Here is a 21,271-nt window from a genome sequence, read left to right on the forward strand (position 1 = left end):
GCGTGGGCTTTGCCCTGGCCAGCGGCTTGCCCGTGCTGCGCGCCGACAGCGACCTCGATCTCGTGCTGCGCCTGGCCGCGCCGCCGGACGCCGCCCAGGCCGAGGCCCTGCGCGCCATCGCGGCGGCTGTCACCGCGTGCCGGCTGGATTTGCAGATCGACACGGGCCATGGCGGCTTTGCGTATGCCGAGTGGGCGGCGGGGCGGGGGAGGGTCTTGCTGAAGACGGATCAGGGGCCCGTGCTGACGGCCACGCCGTGGGAGCCGGCATGAGCGTGTTGTTTACCTTTCCGGGCCAGGGCGCCCAATACCCGGGCATGCTGCATGCGCTGCCCGGCGATGCCGCGGTGGCCGAAACCCTGGCCGAGGCGGCGGCCGTGCTGGGCCACGATCCTTTGGCGCTGGACACGGCTTGCGCGCTGGCCTCGACGCGGGCCGCGCAACTGTGTCTGCTGATCGCCGGCGTGGCCATGGCGCGCTCCCTGGCGGCGCGCGGCGCGCGGCCCGACATGGTGGCCGGCTTTTCCATCGGCGAATATGCGGCCGCCGTCATCGCCGGCGCGCTCGATTATGCGGACGCCGTGCGCCTGGTGGCGCGGCGCGGCGAGTTGATGGAGCAGGCGTATCCCGCCGGCTACGGCATGGCGGCCATCGTCGGCCTTGATCTGGCGCAACTCGAACCCTTGCTGGCCCGGGTGCACGGCGCCGCCACGCCCGTGTATGTCGCCAACCTGAATGCGCCGCGCCAGATCGCCATCGCCGGCAGCGAACCCGCCCTGCACGCCGTGATGGCGCTGGCCCTGGCGCATGGCGCCGGCAAGGCCAGGCGCCTGGCCGTCAGCGTGCCGTCGCATAGTCCGCTGCTGGAAGGCGCCGCGCTGGACTTGCGCGCGGCTTTCGACGGTGTGGCCATGCGCCGGCCACAGCTTGTTTACCTGAGCAGCAGCGCGGCGCGCGCGCTGTTCGACCCGGCCCGCATCCGCGACAGCCTGGCCGCCAACATGGCACAGCGCGTGCAGTGGGCCGCTACCGCGCGCCTGGCGTGGGAGCGGGGCGCCCGGCTGGCGCTGGAAATGCCGCCGGGCAGCGTGCTGACGCGGCTGACGGCGCCCGATTTCACCGATGGCGTGGCCGTCTGCTGCGACGGCAGCCGGGGCGACAGCCTGCTGGCGCTGGTGGGACGGGAGCGCGATAGCGCCGCTTAATCGGCGGCCACAGTCTTTTTATGCGCCTGCAGCCGGCGCGCCCGGCGTTTTCTTTCCCAGATAACAATCCCCGTCACCGACAGCATGGCCACCATGAGGCCCATGCAGGACATCAGTATGCGCCCTGGCAAGCCGAGGATGCGGCCCGAGTGGAGGGGGAATTGCAGTTGCACGAAGACGTCGGCGGCCGTGCCTTCCCATGGCTGGTGCTGGCCGATGATGCTGCCGTCCATGCCGTCGACGTACAGGTTCGACAGGCCCATGCCGGCCGCGCCGAATTCGTCGGCCGGGTCGAAGAACGAGACGTTGTAGAACGAATAATTGCCGCCATAATAAATACCGCCGATGGGCGCCGTGATGCCGCGCTGCGCAGCTTGCTTTTTCGCAATGCCCACCGCCTGTTCAAAACCGATCACGGGCGTGAGGTAGCTGCCGTACGGCGCCGGCGTCTGCGTTTCGTACGGGCCCGGCGTGGTGGTCGACACGAGCGACATGAGGGGATAGAAGACTTCGCGGTACAGGTTCAGCGAGAACGAGGTGAAGGCGATCACGATGATGAAAGCCCACGCCCATAGCCCGCCCGCGCGGTGCAGGTCGAAATTGAGCTTGTAGCCGCCGGCCGCCCAGCGCACCGCCCACGACGGTTTCCACCGTTGCCGCCAGCTGGCGGCGTCGCGGTGGCACGGCGCCGCGTCCGGGGCGCGCGGGCGCAAACGGCGCGGCGTGGTCAGGTAGAGGGCCACCATGCTGTCGAGCAGCCAGATCAGGGCAACCGTCCCCATCAGCCAGTAGCCCCAGCGGTCCGTGCCCCAGAACGCCGGCACGTGCAGGCTGTAGTGCAGGTGGCGCAAGAACGGCATCAGGCTGCGGCGCGACAGGGAAATGGCCGTCGAATCGCGCGTGCCCGTGATCTGCGCCGTGACGGGATCGATGTAGACGGTGTCGTAGCCAAGCACGAACGGCTTGTTCGTGGCGGGATCGGTTAGCGGGCGCACCATGAAGGCGGCCGCATGGCCTGCTTCCAGGCCCAGTGTCATGTAATTGACTTGCGCGCGCGGGTCGGCGGCGGCCACCGTTTGCGCCAGCGCAAATGGTTGCTGCAGGGGGCCGCGGCCCGGCGTGTCCATGATGTCGGCGTTGAGCCATGCATCGAGCTCATGGTCCCACGAGGTGACGGCGCCCGTGAGGCCTGCGACGATGAGGAAGAGGGCGATGGTGAGACCGGCCCAGCGGTGTATGACAGTCCAGAAAGCGCGCATGCGGTACAAACCTTCAACAAAAACCGGCTTGCTGCCGCCAGCAGGCGCCATGGCGGCGCACAGGAAACGCCAGGCATAGGCCTGGTAGTTTGATAATGGGAATCGTTCTCATTATCCGCCTGGGCGCGGCGTTTGTCCAGCGCCAATGGTGTTGCCCAAGGTCAAATCGCGCATGCTAAGATGCTAGCAAGATGCTAATTTGAGTTCCATGTGGCAATACTCAGGACGAACATGCGTATAGAAGACCGTAATAATATCCGCGTGAGCGAACGCAGCGCCGCGCCGCAGGCGGGTGCGGCGACCACGATGGTATTCATGCACGGCTTTGGCTGCGACCAGACCATGTGGCGCTACCTGGAGCCGCTGTTCCGCCCCCGTTACCGCACGGTGCTGTTCGACCTGGTCGGCAGCGGCGCTTCCGACCTCGCGGCCTATGATTTCGACCGCTATGCGCGCCTGGACGCCCATGGCGACGATTTGCGGCAAGTCATCCATGCCGTCGGCGGCGGGCCCGTCATCTGCGTCGGCCACTCCGTCAGCGCCATGAGCGCCTTGCTGGCCACGATCGCCGAACCGGAGCTGTTTGCCGCGCAAGTCATGCTGGCGCCGTCGCCATGCTATGTCGACGATGCGGCAGCCGGCTACCGGGGCGGCTTCAGCCGCGCCGATATCGACGACTTGCTCGATGCCATGGACAGCAATTACCTGGGCTGGTCCGCCGGCATGGCGCCGGCCATCATGGGCGCGCCCGGCCAGCCGGCGCTTGGCGAGGATCTGGCCAGCAGCTTTTGCCGCACGGACCCCGCCATCGCCCGGCATTTCGCGCAAGCCACTTTTCTGTCCGACCACCGCGCCATCCTGCCGCACAACCGCACGCCGGCCCTGGTCGTGCAATGCAGCGACGACTTCATCGCGCCGCCGCCCGTGGGCCAGTATTTGCGCGAGATGCTGCCGCACAGCAGCCTGCACGTAGTCGAGAACGTGGGCCATTGCCCGCACATGAGCGCGCCTGACGCCAGTTACGGCGCCATCCGGGGCTTTCTCGACGGCCTGCAGCTGTAATGCGGCACGCGATGCCTTCCCTGCCTGATACCCGTACCTTGTTCCAGCACGCGGCATGCGGCCTGCTGCTGTGCGCCAGCGACGGCACCATCGTGCAGGCGAACGCCACGTTTTGCGGCTGGCTCGGCTATGGCGCTGGCGAACTGATCGGGAAAAAGACCTTGCAGGACTTGCTGAGCATCGGCGGGCGCGTGTTCCACCAGACGCACTGGCTGCCGCTGATGCAGGTGCAGGGCAGCGTGTCGGAAGTGCTGCTCGACATGCGCCAGCGCCAGGGGCAGGCGCTGCCCATGCTGTTCAACGCCGTGCGCCGCGTGCACGACGGCGTGGCCTACGACGAAATCGCCGTCTTTGTCGCCAGCGACCGGCGTAAATACGAGCAGCAGCTGCAGCTGGCGCGCCGGGAGGCCGGCGTGCTCAACAGCCAGCTGGCGGCCGCCGACCGCCGCAAGGACGAGTTCCTGGCGACCCTGGCGCACGAGCTGCGCAACCCGCTGGCGCCGATCCGCAATGTGCTGGAAGTGCTGCGCCTGGCGCAGCTGGACGACCCGCAGCTGCGCTGGGCGCGCGACGTGCTGGGCCGGCAAGTGGGCCACATGACGCACCTGGTCGACGACTTGACGGAAGTGTCGCGCATCACGCGGGGCCGCCTGGAACTGCGCCGCGCCAGCGTGGAACTGGCGCCCGTGGTGGAAGCGGCGCTGCACTGCGTGGCCAGCCTGGCCGCGCAGTCGGGCCACGAGGTGCATGTGGCGCAATGGCCGCAGCCGGTCTGGCTCGACGCCGACGCCACGCGCCTGGCGCAAATGATCGCCAACCTGCTGACCAACGCCGTCAAGTACACGCCGGCCAACGGCGCCATCTGGCTGGCCGTCGCCTGCACGGATGACGAAGTGCGCATCAGCGTGCGCGATTCGGGCATCGGCATCGCGCCGGGCCACCTGGACACCGTCTTCGAGCTGTTTTCGCAGCTGGAACCGGCCCTGTCGCGGGCCCAGGGCGGGCTGGGCATCGGCCTGTCGCTCGTGCGCGGTCTGGCCGAACTGCATGGCGGCAGTATCAGCGCGCACAGCGACGGCGTAGGGAAGGGCAGCACGTTCGAGCTGCGCCTGCCGCTGCCCGCCGTGCCCCTGCAGCCGGCCGCACCCCCGGACCGCCGCCTGCTGGCCGGCACGCGCGAGGGCAAGGTGCTGGTCATCGACGACAGCGCCGACGCGGCCGAAAGCCTGGCGCTGGCGCTCGACATCCTCGGCTACGAGGTGCGCACGGCCTACGATGGCGCGGCCGGCATGGCGGCGGCGCAAACCTTCCTGCCGCAAGTGATCTTGCTCGACATCGGCCTGCCGCACATGAACGGCTACGACGTGGCGCGCCTGCTGCGCAGCGAACCCTGCGGCCGGCACGCCATCCTCGTGGCCGTGACGGGCTGGGGCCAGGACAAGGACCGCAAGATGGCGTCCGACGCGGGCTTTGATTTACATCTCACCAAGCCCGTGGATTTTTATGAGCTCGATGCGGTGTTGCAAAAGATGCTGCAGGCGGGGTGAGCGAGATATGCATTGTCAACCGCCGCAGTGTCCGCGACAATCATCGCGCAGCGTGATCGAGGAAGAGTGGCATCTGCCTGACTTGCTCGATGGCGTACGCGCGCTGCACGATGCCTTGCTCAATTATGCTGGCGATGGCGTGTATGCCAGCCTGCTCCTTCCCTGGCTGCGCGATCATCCGCAGGTACTGGCCTGGCTGCGCTCATTTGCGCAAAGGCAAGGAAATCCCGTTCCGCCGGCGAGCAGGGAGGAGTTGTGGGTATTGCACGCGTTCAGCCGACTGTGCCAGCTGCTGCTCTTGCCCTTGCAGCAGGGGCGCTGCAATGGGGAAGGCTGGGCCGGGCCGCCGCTGTCGCTGGCCGGGTATGAGGCTTTCGTCGAGGCGCTGGGCATGACGGTGCTGCGGCCGGCGCAATTTTCGCCTTTTTATCATGAGATAGTCGCACTGCAGCCCGCTGGGTCCGCGCATGCGCCCGCCGCGATCCTGGCGTGGCGATGGCCGTGCGTCATGCTCGGCAACATGCTGTTTTCGCGTGGCGGCGTCGATGTCTGCGCCGGCACGACTGTTTTCAAGCCCGGTATCGCCGACGCATCGACGCTGTACTGGGCTGACCGTCGCAAGGGACGCCCTGTCAATGACCTGTCGCATGGGTGGGGCAGTAATTCGCAATGGCGCACGTCTTTCCGCCGCGACTATGTCGTCGGCGATACGCGGCTTTACAATGTGGATGGCAAGTGCGATCTGGCGGCTAAGGGGGCCGATGCGGCAGGTGCCGGCCGGTTTCCGGCGCTGACCCTGGCGGAAAGAATTGAGCTGCTGACGCAGCGATGCCTGGTCAGTTGCACCGAGGCGCACGATGATCTGTGGCCCTATGACGACTGCTGGCGCGAATCGGCAGACAACGGCGGCGTGCCCGGGCGGTGGCGGCGCTGGCTGTCGGCCTTGCGCGGCAGCGGCAGGCGGTGAACAAATGCTTGCAACCGCGATACGGGATGCAAGCGAAGCGCACCCGGTGTCGGCATGGCCGTCACCGGTATTGAATGGAAAGACATGGAACAACTGACAGAATTGGAAATTGCCTTTTTCCAGCTGCGCATGGGTTTTGGCCCGGCGGACCGCTGCGTGGACTGGGCCGTGGAGCGTTTGCGCCTGGATGAGGAAGGCGACGACCTGGAAGTCGTGCTGCTGGCCAGCGCCCGCGGCCGCGATGAGGTGCTGCCGCTGGCCGAGGCCATCATCGAGCGCTACCGGGGTGTGCAGCGGTTCAGTGAGCAGTTCCTGGCGGGAAAATACCTCGTCGAATTGCGCGCCGCCTATCTGACAGGCCGGGAAAGCGTGGCGTCGCTCGACGCCATCCTGACCCGCCTGTACCCGGCGCTCGATTATCCGGACTGGCTGGTCATGCTGAGCCGCAATTGCGAGTATGCGATGGACGTGCCCGAATTTGCGCAGCCGTTCGAGGATGAATTCCACTATATCGCCAGCCTGTGGGCGCAGGCGGAGAGCCTGGCTGCGTTCGGGGGCGAATACAGCCGCGCGACGTCAGACCGGCATGATGTCGTGGGTGGCTGATAGCCGCACCGGCCTTGCCAACAATCCTTAATAGAAGAATCCATGCAACTGATGAAAATTGTCCACGTATCCGATGCCGCCGGCGCAAAGAATAATGAAGATCTGATAACAGTTTATGCGCACAATGCGGGAATCGTGGATATCCTGATTTTTGATGGCGCCAGCTCGGTGTCCGAAAAGAATTATTTCGATACGGTAGCGGGGGATGCCGCCTGGTTCGTGTCGGCTTTTGCCGCCTTGTTGAGCGAGGTGGTCGCGCCCGGACTGAGCCAGGACGACAGCATCAAGCTGGCCTTGGCGGGTTTGCAGCGCCAGGTGCAGGCGCGTCTTGATCTGGCGCACATTCCTGCCTATGCCTATCCCATTGCCGCCGTGACGTGGGCGCGTATTGTCGAAGGTGACGCCGGCGCCGCTGTCCAGATATATGCCCTCGGCGATTGCAAGGTGTTTGTCTCGAACGCAGCCGGGGACGTGCGTGATATCGATCCCTATGAGAATGCGCAGGAGGACATACTGAAAGCGGCCATTGCGCAGCTAACAGCGCAGGGTATCGAGGACAAGGCGCAGGTATTCGCGGCCTTGCTGCCGATGCTGCGCGAGCGGCGCGCATTTCAGAACTTGCACGCGGCGCCGGGCATACTGTGCATGTATCCGCAAGGGGAATTCAAGGCCAGGCAGTATGCGTTTGAGATGGACAGGCAATCGCAACTGCTGGCAATGACGGATGGCTTTTACCGGCTGGTCGATACCTATGGCCTGTATTCCATGGAAGGGCTGGTGCGCCGCTGCCGTGAAACGGAGCTGGACGCACTGCTGCGGGAGTTGCGCCAGTTTGAACGGGATAATCTGGCGTCCGGTGCGCAGTCTGTCAAGAAGTCCGACGATGCCTCCGCCGTGCGCTATGGCCCGCGCGCGCTGCCGGGCGAGCGTTTTGATATCGCATAAGCCTGTCCCCGCGTCTGCTTGACTTGCCTCAACATATAATTTGCGCCATGCATTTTGATTGGAGTTGACGTGCAACACAAAACGATAGGCTTGATCGGCGGCATCGGCTGGGCATCCACCCTGGAATATTACCGCTTGCTCAATGAAATGCTGGTGGCGCGCATCGGTCCCGCGCACAGCGCGCGCATCATGCTGGTCAGCATCGACCAGGCCGATTTCGTCGCGCACGCGGCGCAGCCCGATTCCCGCGCCATCGAGCAATTCCTCGTCACGCAAGGGCAGCGCCTGCAAGGCATGGGTGCGGACTTCTTTTTGCTGTGCGCGAATGGCGCGCACCGTTTCGCGCCGGCCGTCGTGCCACGCATCGGCTTGCCTTTTATCAGCATCGTCGAGGAAACGGCGAAAAGGGTGGGGGAGGCGGGCGTGCGCAAGGTCGGCCTGCTGGGCGTCAAGCAGACGATGGCGGGCCGCTTTTATCACGATGCGCTGGAGCAGCAGGGCATCGTGACGGTGACGCCCGATGCGGCCGACCAGGAAATCCTGCACGACATTATCTATACGGAACTGGTGCAGAATATTATTACCGACGCCAGCCGGAACATCTTCCTGGACATCATCGGGAAACTGCGGCGGCAAGGCGTGCAGGGCGTGATACTGGGCTGCACGGAAATACCGCTGCTGATCGGGCAGGGCGATGTCGACTTGCCGCTATTTAATACCACGGCGATTCACTGCGAGGCGGCGGTGGCGTTTGCCGCCGAAGGCTAACGCTCGCGCACGAGCGGCAGCCTGGACGGGCCGCCGCTCGTTGAATGCATCAAGCCGGCTGCGCGCCGCCCAGATTCCGGCTGCGGTTTTCCACCAGCACGGAAATGCCGAGCACGACGATGCCGCCGCAGGCCAGCATGGCGCCCACCCAGCCCGTCGAGCGCAAGCCCATGCCCATGGCGATGGCGATGCCGCCGGCCCAGGCGCCCAGGGCGTTGGCGATGTTGAAGGCGGAATGGTTGAGGGCGGCGGCCACGGTTTGCGCGTCGCCGGCCACGTCCATCAGGCGCGTCTGCACGGCCGGGGCGACGGCGATGCCGGCGCCGATGGCGAACAGGTTGATCGCCGTCAGCCAGACATTGCTGCTGGTATAGGTAAACGCGGCCAGGGCGGCCACGTTCCACAGCAGCACGCCGAAGATCGTCCACAGGCGCGAGCGGTCGGCCAGCCAGCCGCCGATCAAATTACCGACCGTCATGCCGATACCGATGATGGCCAGCAGGATCGAGATGACGAGGGGCGAGACTTTCGTGATTTCCAGCAAGGTGGGCGTAATAAATGTGTAGACGGCAAACATGCCGCCGAAGCCGATCGCCACCATCAGCAGGGTCAGCCACACTTGCAGGCGGCGGAACACGCCCAGTTCGCGGCGCGGGCTCGAATCGCCGGCGGCGACCATGGGCACGAAGATGCGCACCATCAGCATGGTCAATAAACCCAGGGCGGCGACCAGCAAAAAGGCCGAGCGCCAGCCCAGGGTCTGGCCGATGTAGGTGGCCAGCGGCACGCCGAAGATATTTGCGACGGTGAGGCCCATGAGGACGCGGGCGACGGCCTGGCCGCGCCGGTCCGGTTCGGCCAGGGCGGCCGCCACCAGGGCTGCCACGCCGAAATACGCGCCATGCGGGATGCCGGCCACGAAGCGGGCCACGACCAGCAAACCGTAATTGGGGGCGATGGCGCTGAGCAAGTTGCCGCCAGCGAACATCAGCATCAGGCAGATCAGCATCAGCCGGCGCGGCATGCGCGCCAGGAAGATGGTGATTAATGGCGCGCCGATGACCACGCCCAGCGCATAGGCGCTGATCATGTGGCTCATCTGGGGCAAGGTCGTGCCCAGGTCGTCGGCCACGACGGGCAGGATGCTCATGGAGGCGAATTCGCCCGTGCCGATGGCGAGGCCGCCGATGGCCAGGGCCAGGTCGGCGTATCCGGCGCCAAAAGGCGCGGTGACGCGCGGAATCAATGGATCTACAGAGGCGTGCATGTTCTTATTGGCAGGGTAAGGATAAAACTGGTGAAGTTGCGTGCTGTGGCTCAGCCGCAGGGGTGGCAATGCGCCACCGGATGCGAAGTGAAGAAAGGCAAGGAGTAGGAAACCGCCCCGCTTTTCGGGCTGGAAAAGCTGCCCACAGACAATATTGTAAAAGATTCGGGCAAGTGCTGCCGGGCGGCGGCCAAAATATGCTGCACTGCACACGCCTGCGCTTGCTCTTGTTGTTAACGATAACACGGAATGTATGCGATTCCGCCACGGGGCCGGCGAAGAAAACCCGGCTGTGGCGGAAATGCTCTTAATTTGCCAGCGCGTGCCGCAGCGCTTTCAATCCCGTCACCCAGATGCCGTGGAGCCGCGCCGTGACTTCCTGCTCGCGCACGCAAACCGGCGTGCAGCGGTCCGACCAGGTGACCCGTGCGCCAGCACGCGCCGGCCGGCGTCGTCGTGCGCGCGCTGCCGAGGTCCAGCTAACGCACGCCGCTGCGGCCGGCCTGGCGCAGGTGAATTTGCGTCCGCTGACGCGGATTTTTCCCTCTACCTTGCCGGAGCAGGGGGCGTGGCCGTCTAGATTTTTCGCGCGCGCTTCAGGCGCAGGGGCAGCCACCACCACAGGCCGATGGTCAGCGAGCCCATCAGCGTGCAGGCGACGATGCCGGCGATGTGGCCGAAAACCTCGGAAATCACCAGGTTGGTGCCGAGGATGAACGCCAGCGCCAGGCAAAAGGCGCCGCACATCATGATGCGGTCGGCCGTGCGCTTGAAGCGTTCGCGGTCTTGCAGGGGACGCATGACGCGGTGCTGGATGGCGGGCGCGCTGAGCAGCACCAGGCTGGCCATGGAAAAGAAGAAGGTGGCCAGGAAGACGATCTTTTCCGCCTGCACGATCTTCGCGAAGCCGCCATTGAAGGGCAGCAGGAAGAGAAAGGCCGTCAGCGTCTGCGCGCCGGGCAAGAGGATGCGCAGTTCGCTGAGCAGGTCGGACAGGTCGCCTTCATCCTCGCGCCGCTGCGCGTCCGGTGCTTCGCCTTGTGGCTTGCATCGCGGCTCGTATCGTTGCTTGTGCTGTTGCGGCGCGTGCGGCATGGCGTCATCCTGATGGTGGCAATGCGCCCAGTCTACGCGCGGGCGCCGGCGCCGACTGTGGGCGTGCGCACCTTCGCCGCCATTGCGCGATCCCTGGCTGGGCCTTGCCGCCCCAGCGGGCCGCGGCGGCGTCAGGCGGAGCGCGGCGTGGAGACGGGCTTGTCCGCCGTCGTGGCCGCCACATGAAAAAGCCCGCCGGCAAGGGCGGGCTGCGCTGGCGGGCCGGCCTGGGGCAAGGCCGCTCTTATTCTTCCGTATCGGCCAGGGTGACGATGGCGCGCGCCCACTTCGAGTATTTCAGGTTGGCCAGGTCGCGCACGGTCTTGATATTGAATGCCTGCTTGAGGAGCTCCGCATCCTTCTCGCTCACGCCTTGCAGCGCATCGACAGGCGCATCGGCGATTTCCTTGAACGTCTTTTTTTCGTAGGCCTTGTCTACCGCTTTATTGATGTTCATGTATTGATACTCCTCAGTAAGTAGGAAAATTTATTCTACACGGTTTTGCAAATCGTCAATTTCCGCTTGCATGTTGTATCGAACTAAATATGATGGAGGTGGGAGGCTGCTGCCGAGCCTGTTTTTGAGTCGCCCGTCAAATTGTAAATATGGCATTATAATTATTCATAGTATAATTATTGCCCGTGTCGGCGAATTGTCGCCGGCCAAACCGGACGCCGCTGCGCGCGGCACTAAATGACAGCGTTCAGGAGATTACGATGAGTTTGCTAGACCAACTTGCAGGACAGGCAATGAGCGCTTTGGGCAACAAGGGCGCGGAGGGGGAAGCCCCGTCGGGACTGATGGCCAGCGTGATGGACCTGGTCAACCAGCATGGCGGCTTGCCCGGCCTGCTGCAGAAATTCCAGGAAAGCGGACTCGGCGACCAGGTGGCCAGCTGGATCGGCACCGGCGCGAACGCGCCCGTCTCCGGCGAGCAGATCAAGGATGCGCTGGGCGCCGACACGATCACCGAGATCGCCGCAAAAGCGGGCGTCGCCCCGGACGCGGCCTCGGGCGGCCTGGCGGCCCTGCTGCCGCAGCTGATCGACAAGCTGACGCCGAACGGTCAGGTACCGGAAGGCAATGACCTCGTCAGCCAGGGCTTGAATATGCTCAAGGGCAAGATCTTCGGTTGATACTCATTGCCGCAGAACTCAAAAAACCTCGCAGCGATGCGAGGTTTTTTTATGCGGATTATGTTTTTTTGTATCTTGCATGCGAAGAAGGAACGTCTGCACAACGCCCGGGGCCAGGCGCCGCCCGGAAGACAGTCCGCGAGTACGGCGCAGGACAAGAGTAAGCCCGGCAACAACGCCACGGGCGTTTTTCAGGCGGCGGCCATCATGCCCAGGCGCTGCGCCATGTATGCTGGTTCGCAGGTCAGCCTTGCCGTGCTCCCCTCGACCAGATACGAGCAGTAGCGGCGCCGCTCGGCGCTGCCGCCGCGCCGTTCCATCAACTCTCCCAGCATGGCGACGGCGTCCGCGGCCATCTTCTGCACGGGCTGGCGCAGGGTGGTGATGTCGTAGCTGAGCCAGCCCGACGCTTCCAGCGCGTCGAAGCCGGCCACGGACATCTGCAGCGGCACCTGGATGCCCATCTGGTGGCGCGCCGTGTCCAGGCAGCCGATGGCCATGATGTCGTTGCCGCAGATGACGGCGTCCGGCACGCGGCCCAGGCGGTCGATGACCTTGCGCAAGCCGCGCCCGCCGCTGGCGTAATCATAATTGCCGCTGACGACGATGGGGGCGGGCAAGCCCAGCGTGAACAGCCGGTCCAGCACGCCCGCCTTGCGCTCCTGGGCAACGGCCGAGTCGCCGGGGCCGTCGATGACGGCGAACTGGCGGTGGCCGGCCTCGGCCAGGCGCGACACGAGCAGGCGCGCCGCTTCCGCCTGGTCGCACAGCACGGCGTGCACGGCGTGCTCGCGGGGACTGCGGTTGAACAGCACCAGCGGCACGTCGCGGCGGGCGAACTCGGCCATCTGCTCGTCGGACAGGCCGGCGGCCACGATGGCGCCGTCCACCTGGTATTGCCACACATCGCCGAGTATCCTGCCGACGTCCGCCTCGCGCTCCAGCGTAAACAGCAGCAAACGCTTGCCCTGGCGGGCGATCTGCTGGCTCAGGTCGGACAGCACTTGCGGATAATACAGATTGGCCAGGTTGGAAATGATGACGGCTACCAGGTTCGAGCGCCGCGTGATCAGGCTGCGCGCGGCCGCGTTGGGGATGTAGTCGAGGCGGATGGCCGCCTGCATGACCTTGGCGTGGGTGGCCGGCGAAATGCTGGCGCCGGGCTTGAAGCAGCGCGACACGGCCGACTGCGACACGCCGGCCAGCAGGGCCACGTCATACGAGGTCACGCGCCTTCCGGCGCTGGGCGGGACGCGGGTGGCGGGGATGGTGCCGGGCGTCCGGGCTACAGTATTCTTTTTTCGCATATTGGTCTGGCAAGCAACCTGTCTCAAAGTATTCCTGCAGGCCCGGCCGCTTGTGGCGGCCCGGGCGGGGAGAAATGAGCATAGCGTAAAAGATTGCCATATGGCAAGACTGTTTTCTTATCCATGTTGCAAAAAATTTGATTTAATGGCAAGTGGTATGCATGCCGCGGCCCCAGCCCGATTCCCCGTTCAATCGGCGCTGTCGCAGGGGCCGCTGCCGTAGGGGCTGTCGCGCCCCGGCGGCGGCACGCGGCGTTCGCTGAAGTCCTTGGCCAGCGTGGCCAGCGGCAGGGCCGCCGTGGCGCTCGCTTCCGTGCCGCTCACCGTGGCCCGCACGGTCAGTGCCACTTGCACCCAGGAACCATAGTTACGGGGATAGCTGACGGTGACGGTGGCCATGCCCAGGGCATCGCTTACGCCGCTGGCGCTGACGGTCAGTGGTATGCCCGGGTCCAGCACGCCGTTGCCATTGCTGTCGTAGGCGGCGTCGTAGATGCCGTTGCGCAGCACGTCTTCGTTGGCGCAGCTGTAGTGGGGCAGGGCCAGGCGCCACACGCCCGTGTCGGGGAATTCGGGCTTGTCCGGCTGCCACACATAATATCCCTTGGCATAGCGGCTGGGCCAGGCGGCGGCCGTGACGGCGACGCCGGGGACGGCGTTGCCGGCGCTGTCGGAGATGAACACGGAAAACTCCTGCTGCAGCACGCTGGCCGAGTATTCGCGCACCTGATTGCCAGTCCCCAGCCTGATCGACAGGGCCTGGCGCGCCACCGTCAGGCGCACGAGGGCCGTGGCCGCCGCCTGCGTGGCGCCCTCGATGCGCGCCTGGAGCAGTACGCCGTCCCTGCCGCTGTCGGCCGGGCCCGCCACGTAGCTGGCGCGCGCCAGGCCGTCGCTGCCCGTCGGCACGGCCCCCGCCTGCCGCAGGTAGCTGCCGCTGGGGTCGCTCAAGATGCTAAATACGACGGGCGCATTCTTGACGAGGTTGTTTGCCGGGCCGTCGCGCACCACGGCGCCGATGGTGCTCATGCTGGTGCTGGCGTTGTCGGCGGTACCCGCGCCATTGGCGCGCAGCACGGCCGGTTCCGCCTGCACGGCCAGCTTGCTGGCGCCGCTCAGGGGCGCGACGAATTCCAGCCGCGTCTGCGCCGAGGGGCCGCCCGCCACGGCCGCCGTGACGGTGGCCACGCCCGTGTTGGCGGACTGGATATAGCTGCGCGGCAAATTGCCATTGTTAAAGATCAAGCTGGCGGGCAGGGCCTGGCTGCAGGCGCTGTCGCCGAACAGGCTGCCGCGCGTGGTGGACAGGCTGGCGCTGCCGGACTGCGCCACGCCCGCCTTGTCGTAGCGCGCGTCGATGGCCTGGCAGGCCAGCGTGGCGATCTCGGGCAGCACGTCCGCGCCGCCGGCGTCCTGGCCCACGGCCGGCGTCAGGTGCAGGTCAGGGAGCAGGCGGCGCAAGGGGGCGAGGGGCACGACGGATCTCCGGGAGTTTGCCGAGTTGCATGGCATCACTCCCAAGAGTAGCTTTTGCGCGCGGCGGGTACTTGATGCAGAGCAAGTTTGTTGTCTGGTTAGCGGCGCAAGTATTTTTCTGGTGCAATGGCGCCCATTCTGATAACATAACGCCCCTTTATTCAGGGAAGGGTCGACATGGCCAATGCTTGCGGCGTCGATTTCGGCACGTCAAATTCCACGGTAGGCTGGGCGCGTCCCGGGCAGAGCACCATGCTTGGCCTGGAAGATGGCAAGACGACCTTACCGTCCGTCGTCTTCTTCAATGCGGAAGACGAGGAAGTCAGTTTTGGCCGCGCGGCGCTGGCCGGCTATCTGGCCGGCTACGAGGGGCGCTTGATGCGCTCGCTGAAAAGCTTGCTGGGCACCAGTCTCATCGATGGCCAGACGGAAGTGGGCGGCCGCGCGCTGCCGTTCCGCCTGCTGCTGTCGCAATTCATCGGCGAAGTCAAGCGCCGCGCCGAGCAGTCCGCCGGCCGCGAATTCACCTCGGCCGTGTTCGGCCGTCCCGTCTTCTTTATCGACGACAATGCGCAGGCCGACCAGCTGGCGCAGGACACGCTGGCCGAAGTGGCCCGTTCCGTCGGCTTCAAGGACGTCGCTTTCCAGTTCGAGCCGATCGCCGCCGCCTTCGACTACGAGTCGCAAATCGACAGGGAAGAGCTGGTGCTGATCGCCGACATCGGCGGCGGCACGTCCGACTTTTCGCTCGTGCGCCTGTCGCCCGAGCGGGCGAAGAAGGCCGAGCGCCGCGACGACATCCTCGCCACGGGCGGCGTGCACATCGGCGGCACGGACTTCGATAAATACCTGAGCCTGTCTTCCGTCATGCCTTTGCTCGGCTATGGCAGCCGCCTGCACAACAATAGCGAAGTGCCGTCCAGCTATTATTTCAACCTGGCCACCTGGCATACGATCAACCTGGCCTATACCAAGAAAATCTGGGTGCAGCTGGCCGACGTATGCCGCGATGCGCGCGAACAGGACAAAGTGAAGCGGCTGCAAACGCTGATCGACGAGCGGGCCGGCCACTGGCTGGCCATGAAGGTGGAAGAGGGCAAGATTGCCCTGTCCGACGCGGCCGAAGTGCAGCTGGAGCTGGACCGTTTGTCGCCCGCGCAAAGCCTGCTGCTCAAACGCGCGCAATTCGACGACGCCATCGGCCACCTGTGCGGTTCCGTGGAAGAAACCGTGCTGCGCCTGCTGCGCGACGCGGGCGTGGCGCCCGAAGCCGTCGACACCGTGTTCTTCACGGGCGGCTCTTCCGGCGTGCGCTTGCTGCGCGAAAAGATCGCCGCCCTGGTGCCGGCCGCGCGCAAGGTCGAAGGCGATTTGTTCGGCAGCATCGGCGCGGGCCTGGCGCTGGACGCCGTGCGCAAGTTCGGCTGATAAAATGTGCATGGCGGCGTAGCCGCGCCTTGCCCTGCGCATGGTATCGATACCTCCACTGTTGCACCCATGAAAGAGCGCCCCATGCATGTATTTGACAAACCGATCGTCATGATCGACTTCGAGACGACCGGCCTGTCTCCCGACATGGGCGACCGCATCACGGAAGTGGCGGCGCTGCGCATCGAGGGCGGGCAGATCACGGACCGCTATGTGACCCTGATCAACTGCAATGCGCGTATTCCCTCGTTCATCACGGGCTTGACGGGCATCACCCAGGCCATGGTGGACCAGGCGCCGCCCGTGGCCGAAGTCGTGCCGCAGTTGCTCGACTTTATAGGCAGCGACGCCTTGTCGGCGCACAATGCCAGCTTCGATGAAAAATTCCTGCGCGCGGAAAGCGCCAGGCTGAACCTGACGCCGGCGCACGCGTCGCTCGTGTGTTCCTTGAAACTGTCGCGCCGCGTGTTTCCCGGCCTGTCCAGCTACAAGCTGGGCTTGCTGTCTGGCCAGCTGGGCATCGCCTTCAGGAGCGCCGCCCACAGGGCCGAGTCCGATGCGGAAGTGGCGGCGCAAGTGCTGATTCATATCGGCCGCCACCTGCGCAGCAACTACGGCATCGCCGACCTCGACGCCGACCTGCTCGTGTCGCTGAACAAGCTGGCGGCGGCGAAAGTGCCGCAATTCCTGCAAAAGCACCCGTCGCGCCGATAGTGGCCGCCGCGCGCCGGTTCCGGCGTGCACTATCCCATGCCCCCCAAGCGGACTCATCAAATTGATATAATTTTGTTATTTCTTTTGAGTTCGCTCAAGTCCTTCGCGCCCATCGAATTTACAATTTAAGCAACACACGATTTCGCCGCCCCGGGCCGCCGTTTTGCGCGTGCTGCCGGCAAGCGCAATGTGGATGGGGGCGCACATGGACAAGCACCATACTGCCAGAGATAGCCATCAGGCATATATCTGGTTTCGCACGGCGGCCGAGCAGGGCAATCCCTATGCCCAGTTCAACCTGGGGCTGATGTACAAGAAGGGCGAGGGCGTGCCGCATGACGACGCGCGCGCCTTCGTCTGGCTGCGCCTGGCGGCGCTGCAGGGGCTGGCCTTCGCGCAGAATCACCTGGGCGCCCTGTATTACCACGGGCGCGGCGTGGCGCAGAGCGACGACGAGGCCGTGCTGTGGTTCCGCCGCGCGGCGGCCCAGGGTGATGCCTCGGCGCAGCAAAACCTGGGGCAGATGTACCGCAAGGGGCGCGGCGTGCTGCAAAGCGACGAGCTGGCCCTGGCGTGGTTTTACCGCGCTTCCGAACAGGGCGTGGCCAGCGCGCAGTCGCTGCTGGGCGAAGCCTATGCGCAGGGCCTGGGCGCGAAAAAAAACGATGCGCTGGCCCTGGCCTGGTTCCGCAAGGCGGCCCTGCAGGGCGACGCCCAGGCGCAGCTGAACCTGGGCCTCGTCTACAAGCGGGGCCAGGGCGTGGCGCAAAGCGATGCGCAGGCCGTCGCCTGGTTCCGCCAGGCGGCCGCGCAAGGCCTGGCGGTGGCGCAGCGGCAACTGGGCGTCGCGTATGCGGAAGGCCGGGGCGTGGCGCCCGACCAGCTGCGCGCCTTTGCCTGGCTGCAGCGCGCGGCCGAGCAGGACGATGCCGACGCCCAGTTCAACCTGGGCGTGATGCTGGCGCGGGGCCAGGGCGTGGACAAGGACGAGGCGCGCGCCGTCGCCTGGTACCGCCGCGCCGCCCTGCAGGGCCATTGCATGGCGCAATACAATCTGGGCGGCATGTACGCGGGCGGACGCGGCATCGCCCGCGACTTGCACCAGGCGCTCGAATGGTACGCCCGGGCCGCCGCCCAGGGCGCGTCGAACGCCCAGTTCAACCTGGGCGTGATGTACGCCAACGGCCAGGGCGTGAGCCGCGACGAGGCCTGCGCCGTGCGCTGGTACCGCACGGCCGCCGAGCAAGGCGACGCCAGCGCGCAGAATAACCTGGGCGTGATGTACGCGAACGGCCATGGCGTGCCGCAGGACGACGGCCTGGCCGTGCACTGGTACGCGCGCGCGGCCGAGCAGGGCCATGCGCTGGCCCAGTACAACCTGGGCGGCATGTACAACGGCGGCCGTGGCGTGGACAAGGATGCCGTGCGCGCCTACATGTGGCTGGCGCTGTCGGCCGACGGCGGCGACGGCACGGCGGGCGGCGCCAGGGACGCCACGGCCGGCAGGCTGGCGCCCGATGCCCTGCACGAGGCGCAGGAACTGGCGCGGCAATGGCGCCAGGCGCACCCGCCGCGCGCCTGATGCGGCGCTGCGGCACCCATGCGATAATTGCCGTTCAGAATGCCCATCGACGGGGCATGGAGCATGAGACGGCACAATGAAAGGTGGAGCATGGTGAGGCAGGCAGGCGAAGATGCATCTGAACAAAAGGTCATCGATGACATCGCTACATATGGCTGGCATTGCGTACATATCGGCGGCGACGAAGAAGGGCCCGGCTACACGTTCACGATAGGCGCTTGCCACAGCTTCGGCCTGCCCGAATTCCTCATCATGGGCTTGCCGCAGGCGACGGCCCAGCAGATCGTCGACGTGGCGCTCGACGCCGCGCGCAGCGGCGCCATCGCGGATTTTACGCAGACCACGGGCGCCCTGCTCGAGGGCCACCCATGCGCGTTCGTGCGCGTGCCCGAGGCGCGCTACCGCGACTGGGTCGGCTATGCGCGCTGGTATTACCAGGGCAATGATTTTACCTTGTACCAGATCGTCTGGCCGTCGCGCGACGGCCATTTTCCGTGGGATGCGGGAGCCAGCGCCGCGTACGTGGCCAGCCAGCCGCTGCTGGGGCCGGCGCCGCGGCAGGACTGATGCCGGCCATGGCGCCTGTCGCCTTCACTTTCTTTACCGATACGGCCACCCTGTGCGTATTCGATCCTGCCGGCCTGCGCCACAAGCTCGACGATGACTGCGACTGGTGGAGCCTCCCCTGCGCGGAACTGGCGGCCGTCAACGCCGGCCAGGCGGCGTTTTTCAATCTGGGCGGCGACGGCGCGTATGCGCTGGAGGTGCTGGCCGGACTGGCCGATCCGCAGGCGAGCGTGCATCTCGCCGTCGTCTCGGGCCGCGTCTTCATCGGCGCCGGCGAGGACGTCACGGGCGGCGGCCTGGAGCCGGACGCGGCCTGTAGCGGCCTGTTCATGGACTTGCCCCCGGGCGGCTACCGGATACTGGCGCGGCGCGACGGCGCGCGCATCAGCCTGGCATTCCTGCCCGATGCGCGCAGCCGCAATGCATTTGCCGGCCTCGTGCGCATCTGATCCCCGTTCCGCCGCCGGCTACCGGCCCTGGCGCCGGTCCAGGAACAGGCTGTTGCCGTGGATTTTCTTTGCCTGTTTCTTCGCTTCCGCCGCCTGCGTGGCGATCTGGTGGTGCGTGTAGTACTGGTGCGCCTCGACCTTGATCACGCCCAGCGACAGGCTGATCAGTGAATAAAACACTTTCTTGCCCTGCCGGTCTTCGCTGATGTAGCCGCCCCGTTCGCAGTCGCCCGTGCTGTAATAGGCGAGGATGGCGGCGGCAAAGCGCTCCAGCATGGCCTGGCAGCGCGCTTCCCAGTCCTCGCTCTGGAACAGGATCATGAAATCGTCGCCGCCGATGTGGCCGATGAAGTCGCGGTTGGGGTCGCAATGGCCGCTGAGGATTTCTCCCGTCAGCTGGATCACGTCGTCGCCCTTGCGGTAGCCGTACACGTCGTTGAAGGGCTTGAAGTGGTCGAGGTCGCAATAGCAGACCCAGAAGCGGCTGCCGCTGTGCAATAAGCGGTCGATGTGCTCGTTGATGGGCACGTTGCCGGGCAGCTGCGTCAGCGGGTTGGCGTAGCGGGCCGCGTTGATCTGCATCTGCGTGATTTCGCGCATCAGGTCGTGTCCCGTGCCCATGCCCAGGTAGCGGCCATGTTCGGTGATGATGAAGCCGTTGAACAGGTGGTGGGCGTCGGACTGCACCATGGTGTAGCTGAGTTCCTGCAAGCTCGTCTCGTGGTCGGCGATCAGGGGATTGGCGTCCATGAACAGGCTGCACGATTTCCTGCCGTACAGTTCGCGCTGGTAGGGGCGGGCGAAGTGATCGATCATTTCGAAGCGGCTGATCAGACCCAGCGGCACGCCGTCGTCGACGACGGGAATGATCATCAGCTTCGGTTCCTTCAGGAAAATGTCGTACACCTCGTTATTGTTCCTGTCCGGCGAGACGGCCGCCACCTTGTTCAGCAGCTTGCGGATGGTGGCGCCGTTCTTTTCCAGGCTGCTGCGCTGCGGATACACGGCCACGCCGTTGCGCCCCAGCGCCTGCACCACTTCGGCCGGCAGCGCGCGCGCCGGCACCATGTTCGGCCGTCCCAGGTGATAGCCCTGGCCGAAGGCCACGCCCAGGTCGCGCAGCACCAGCAATTCCGTCTGCGCCTCGATGCCTTCGGCGATCACCAGCGTGCCCGATTTTTCCGCGATTTCCTGGATCGAGCGCACGAATTGCAGCTTCACGGGGTCGTTGTTGATGCCCTGGATGAAATGCATGTCGATCTTGACGTACTCAGGCCGCAGTTCCGACCACAGGCGCAGGCTGGAAAAACCTTCGCCCAGGTCGTCGATGGCGATCTGGAAGCCCATGTTGCGGTAGTGCAGCACTGCTTCGCGCATCAGCTCGTAGTCATACGTGGGCTGGTTTTCCGTCAGTTCGATGATGACGCGGTCCGGGTTGATGCCGATGTGCTCGATATATTCGAGGGTTTCGCCATGGCGCGCATTGCGCAGCAACAAACATTCCGGGCTGACGTTGAGGAATAGTTTTCCTGGTAGTTGCAGTTCAGCAAAGCGCTCGAGCACCACCTGGCGGCACAGGTGTTCCACTTCCAGGGTCAGGTCGTGTGCGCGCGCCACCTTGAACAGATTCATCGGCGCATGCAGGGGACTGTCGGACGGCCCCCGTATCAAGCCTTCGTAACCGATGATTTCCCCGCTGTGCATGTGGATGATGGGCTGGAACAGGGCGCTCAGCTTGCGTTCGGCCAGGATCTCGTGCAGCGCGTCCGTTCCCTCGATGCCCGTGGCGGCGGGCGGTTTCAGGTAAGCCACATTCGATGGCGGCGCGGCGGCCGGCGCGGCGGGGGCGGTGGGGAGGGCGAGAGTGTGCATAGGAGGACGTGGGGGCATG

Annotated in this window: 21 protein-coding genes; 14 read left to right on the plus strand and 7 right to left on the minus strand. The window is 65.5% G+C overall.

Annotated elements, in window-relative coordinates; translation table 11 throughout:
- Both CBW50_RS10300 and mdcH read left to right on the plus strand, forming a co-directional pair.
- The coding region (locus CBW50_RS10300; RefSeq protein WP_301178806.1) for a phosphoribosyl-dephospho-CoA transferase MdcG domain-containing protein at positions 1-272 on the plus strand (272 nt) is incomplete at its 5' end.
- Entirely contained in the window at positions 269-1,204 is a 936-nt protein-coding gene (mdcH, locus tag CBW50_RS10305; protein WP_086145458.1) for a malonate decarboxylase subunit epsilon, read from the plus strand. The genes CBW50_RS10300 and mdcH, both read left to right, overlap by 4 nt.
- On the opposite strand, the gene CBW50_RS10310 is transcribed toward mdcH, so the two are convergent.
- Positions 1,201-2,463, minus strand: a complete 1,263-nt coding sequence (locus CBW50_RS10310) for a PepSY domain-containing protein (RefSeq protein WP_086145511.1) — start codon at positions 2,461-2,463, stop codon at positions 1,201-1,203. The two genes, mdcH and CBW50_RS10310, sit on opposite strands and share 4 nt — an antisense overlap.
- Positions 2,464-2,694: 231 nt before the next feature.
- On the opposite strand from CBW50_RS10310, the gene CBW50_RS10315 reads away from it, so the two are divergent.
- From CBW50_RS10315 to CBW50_RS10340, 6 genes are all read left to right on the plus strand, one after another.
- Positions 2,695-3,525 carry an alpha/beta hydrolase gene (locus CBW50_RS10315; protein WP_086145459.1) on the plus strand — a complete coding sequence of 277 codons (831 nt, stop codon included), beginning with the start codon at positions 2,695-2,697 and terminating at the stop codon, positions 3,523-3,525.
- Between the two features lie 11 nt (positions 3,526-3,536).
- Positions 3,537-5,072, plus strand: coding sequence for an ATP-binding protein (locus CBW50_RS10320; RefSeq protein WP_086145460.1), 1,536 nt, complete (start codon positions 3,537-3,539; stop codon positions 5,070-5,072).
- 52 nt (positions 5,073-5,124) lie between these two features.
- Positions 5,125-6,039: a hypothetical protein gene (locus tag CBW50_RS10325; RefSeq protein WP_099375434.1), complete on the plus strand. Its 915-nt coding sequence runs from the start codon at positions 5,125-5,127 to the stop codon at positions 6,037-6,039.
- Positions 6,040-6,123: 84 nt separating this feature from the next.
- Positions 6,124-6,645 carry a hypothetical protein gene (locus tag CBW50_RS10330; protein WP_139842462.1) on the plus strand — a complete coding sequence of 174 codons (522 nt, stop codon included), beginning with the start codon at positions 6,124-6,126 and terminating at the stop codon, positions 6,643-6,645.
- Positions 6,646-6,687: 42 nt separating this feature from the next.
- Positions 6,688-7,590 (plus strand): hypothetical protein, encoded by a 903-nt coding sequence (locus tag CBW50_RS10335; protein ID WP_086145463.1) that lies wholly within the window; start codon positions 6,688-6,690, stop codon positions 7,588-7,590.
- 69 nt (positions 7,591-7,659) lie between these two features.
- A complete protein-coding gene (locus CBW50_RS10340; RefSeq protein WP_157792395.1) occupies positions 7,660-8,358 on the plus strand; it encodes an aspartate/glutamate racemase family protein in 699 nt (232 codons plus the stop codon).
- Between the two features lie 49 nt (positions 8,359-8,407).
- Here CBW50_RS10340 and CBW50_RS10345 read toward each other — a convergent pair whose 3' ends face one another.
- The 3 genes from CBW50_RS10345 to CBW50_RS10355 form a co-directional block, all read right to left on the minus strand.
- Entirely contained in the window at positions 8,408-9,625 is a 1,218-nt protein-coding gene (locus CBW50_RS10345; RefSeq protein ID WP_086145465.1) for an MFS transporter, read from the minus strand.
- 576 nt (positions 9,626-10,201) lie between these two features.
- A complete protein-coding gene (locus tag CBW50_RS10350; RefSeq protein ID WP_226935625.1) occupies positions 10,202-10,720 on the minus strand; it encodes a DUF6328 family protein in 519 nt (172 codons plus the stop codon).
- A gap of 244 nt (positions 10,721-10,964) precedes the next feature.
- On the minus strand, positions 10,965-11,177 hold the full coding sequence (locus tag CBW50_RS10355; RefSeq protein ID WP_034751103.1) for a hypothetical protein: 213 nt from the start codon (positions 11,175-11,177) through the stop codon (positions 10,965-10,967).
- A 260-nt stretch (positions 11,178-11,437) separates the two neighbouring features.
- Here CBW50_RS10355 and CBW50_RS10360 point away from each other — a divergent pair, with 260 nt between their 5' ends.
- The gene (locus CBW50_RS10360; protein WP_086145466.1) at positions 11,438-11,857 is read left to right on the plus strand and encodes a YidB family protein; all 420 of its coding nucleotides are present in this window, start codon (positions 11,438-11,440) and stop codon (positions 11,855-11,857) included.
- 191 nt (positions 11,858-12,048) lie between these two features.
- Here CBW50_RS10360 and CBW50_RS10365 read toward each other — a convergent pair whose 3' ends face one another.
- Together CBW50_RS10365 and CBW50_RS10370 are read right to left on the minus strand one after the other, a co-directional pair.
- The gene (locus CBW50_RS10365) at positions 12,049-13,086 is read right to left on the minus strand and encodes a LacI family DNA-binding transcriptional regulator (RefSeq protein WP_253251923.1); all 1,038 of its coding nucleotides are present in this window, start codon (positions 13,084-13,086) and stop codon (positions 12,049-12,051) included.
- 267 nt (positions 13,087-13,353) lie between these two features.
- A complete protein-coding gene (locus CBW50_RS10370; protein ID WP_139842463.1) occupies positions 13,354-14,640 on the minus strand; it encodes a hypothetical protein in 1,287 nt (428 codons plus the stop codon).
- Positions 14,641-14,817: 177 nt separating this feature from the next.
- Here CBW50_RS10370 and CBW50_RS10375 point away from each other — a divergent pair, with 177 nt between their 5' ends.
- The 5 genes from CBW50_RS10375 (at position 14,818) to CBW50_RS10395 (ending at position 19,380) form a co-directional block, all read left to right on the plus strand.
- Entirely contained in the window at positions 14,818-16,068 is a 1,251-nt protein-coding gene (locus CBW50_RS10375) for an Hsp70 family protein (RefSeq protein WP_086145469.1), read from the plus strand.
- Between the two features lie 84 nt (positions 16,069-16,152).
- Positions 16,153-16,782 carry a PolC-type DNA polymerase III gene (locus tag CBW50_RS10380; RefSeq protein ID WP_086145470.1) on the plus strand — a complete coding sequence of 210 codons (630 nt, stop codon included), beginning with the start codon at positions 16,153-16,155 and terminating at the stop codon, positions 16,780-16,782.
- Between the two features lie 205 nt (positions 16,783-16,987).
- A complete protein-coding gene (locus tag CBW50_RS30180; RefSeq protein ID WP_086145513.1) occupies positions 16,988-18,364 on the plus strand; it encodes a tetratricopeptide repeat protein in 1,377 nt (458 codons plus the stop codon).
- 90 nt (positions 18,365-18,454) lie between these two features.
- Positions 18,455-18,931, plus strand: a complete 477-nt coding sequence (locus tag CBW50_RS10390; RefSeq protein ID WP_086145471.1) for a DUF4262 domain-containing protein — start codon at positions 18,455-18,457, stop codon at positions 18,929-18,931.
- 8 nt (positions 18,932-18,939) lie between these two features.
- Positions 18,940-19,380, plus strand: a complete 441-nt coding sequence (locus CBW50_RS10395; protein WP_139842464.1) for a DUF6386 family protein — start codon at positions 18,940-18,942, stop codon at positions 19,378-19,380.
- Positions 19,381-19,398: 18 nt separating this feature from the next.
- Here CBW50_RS10395 and CBW50_RS10400 read toward each other — a convergent pair whose 3' ends face one another.
- Entirely contained in the window at positions 19,399-21,252 is a 1,854-nt protein-coding gene (locus CBW50_RS10400) for a GGDEF domain-containing protein (protein ID WP_226935626.1), read from the minus strand.
- Positions 21,253-21,271 lie beyond the last annotated feature (19 nt).

It is taken from the genome of Janthinobacterium sp. GW458P, assembly GCF_002127585.1.
Taxonomy (GTDB): Bacteria; Pseudomonadota; Gammaproteobacteria; order Burkholderiales; family Burkholderiaceae_D; genus Janthinobacterium.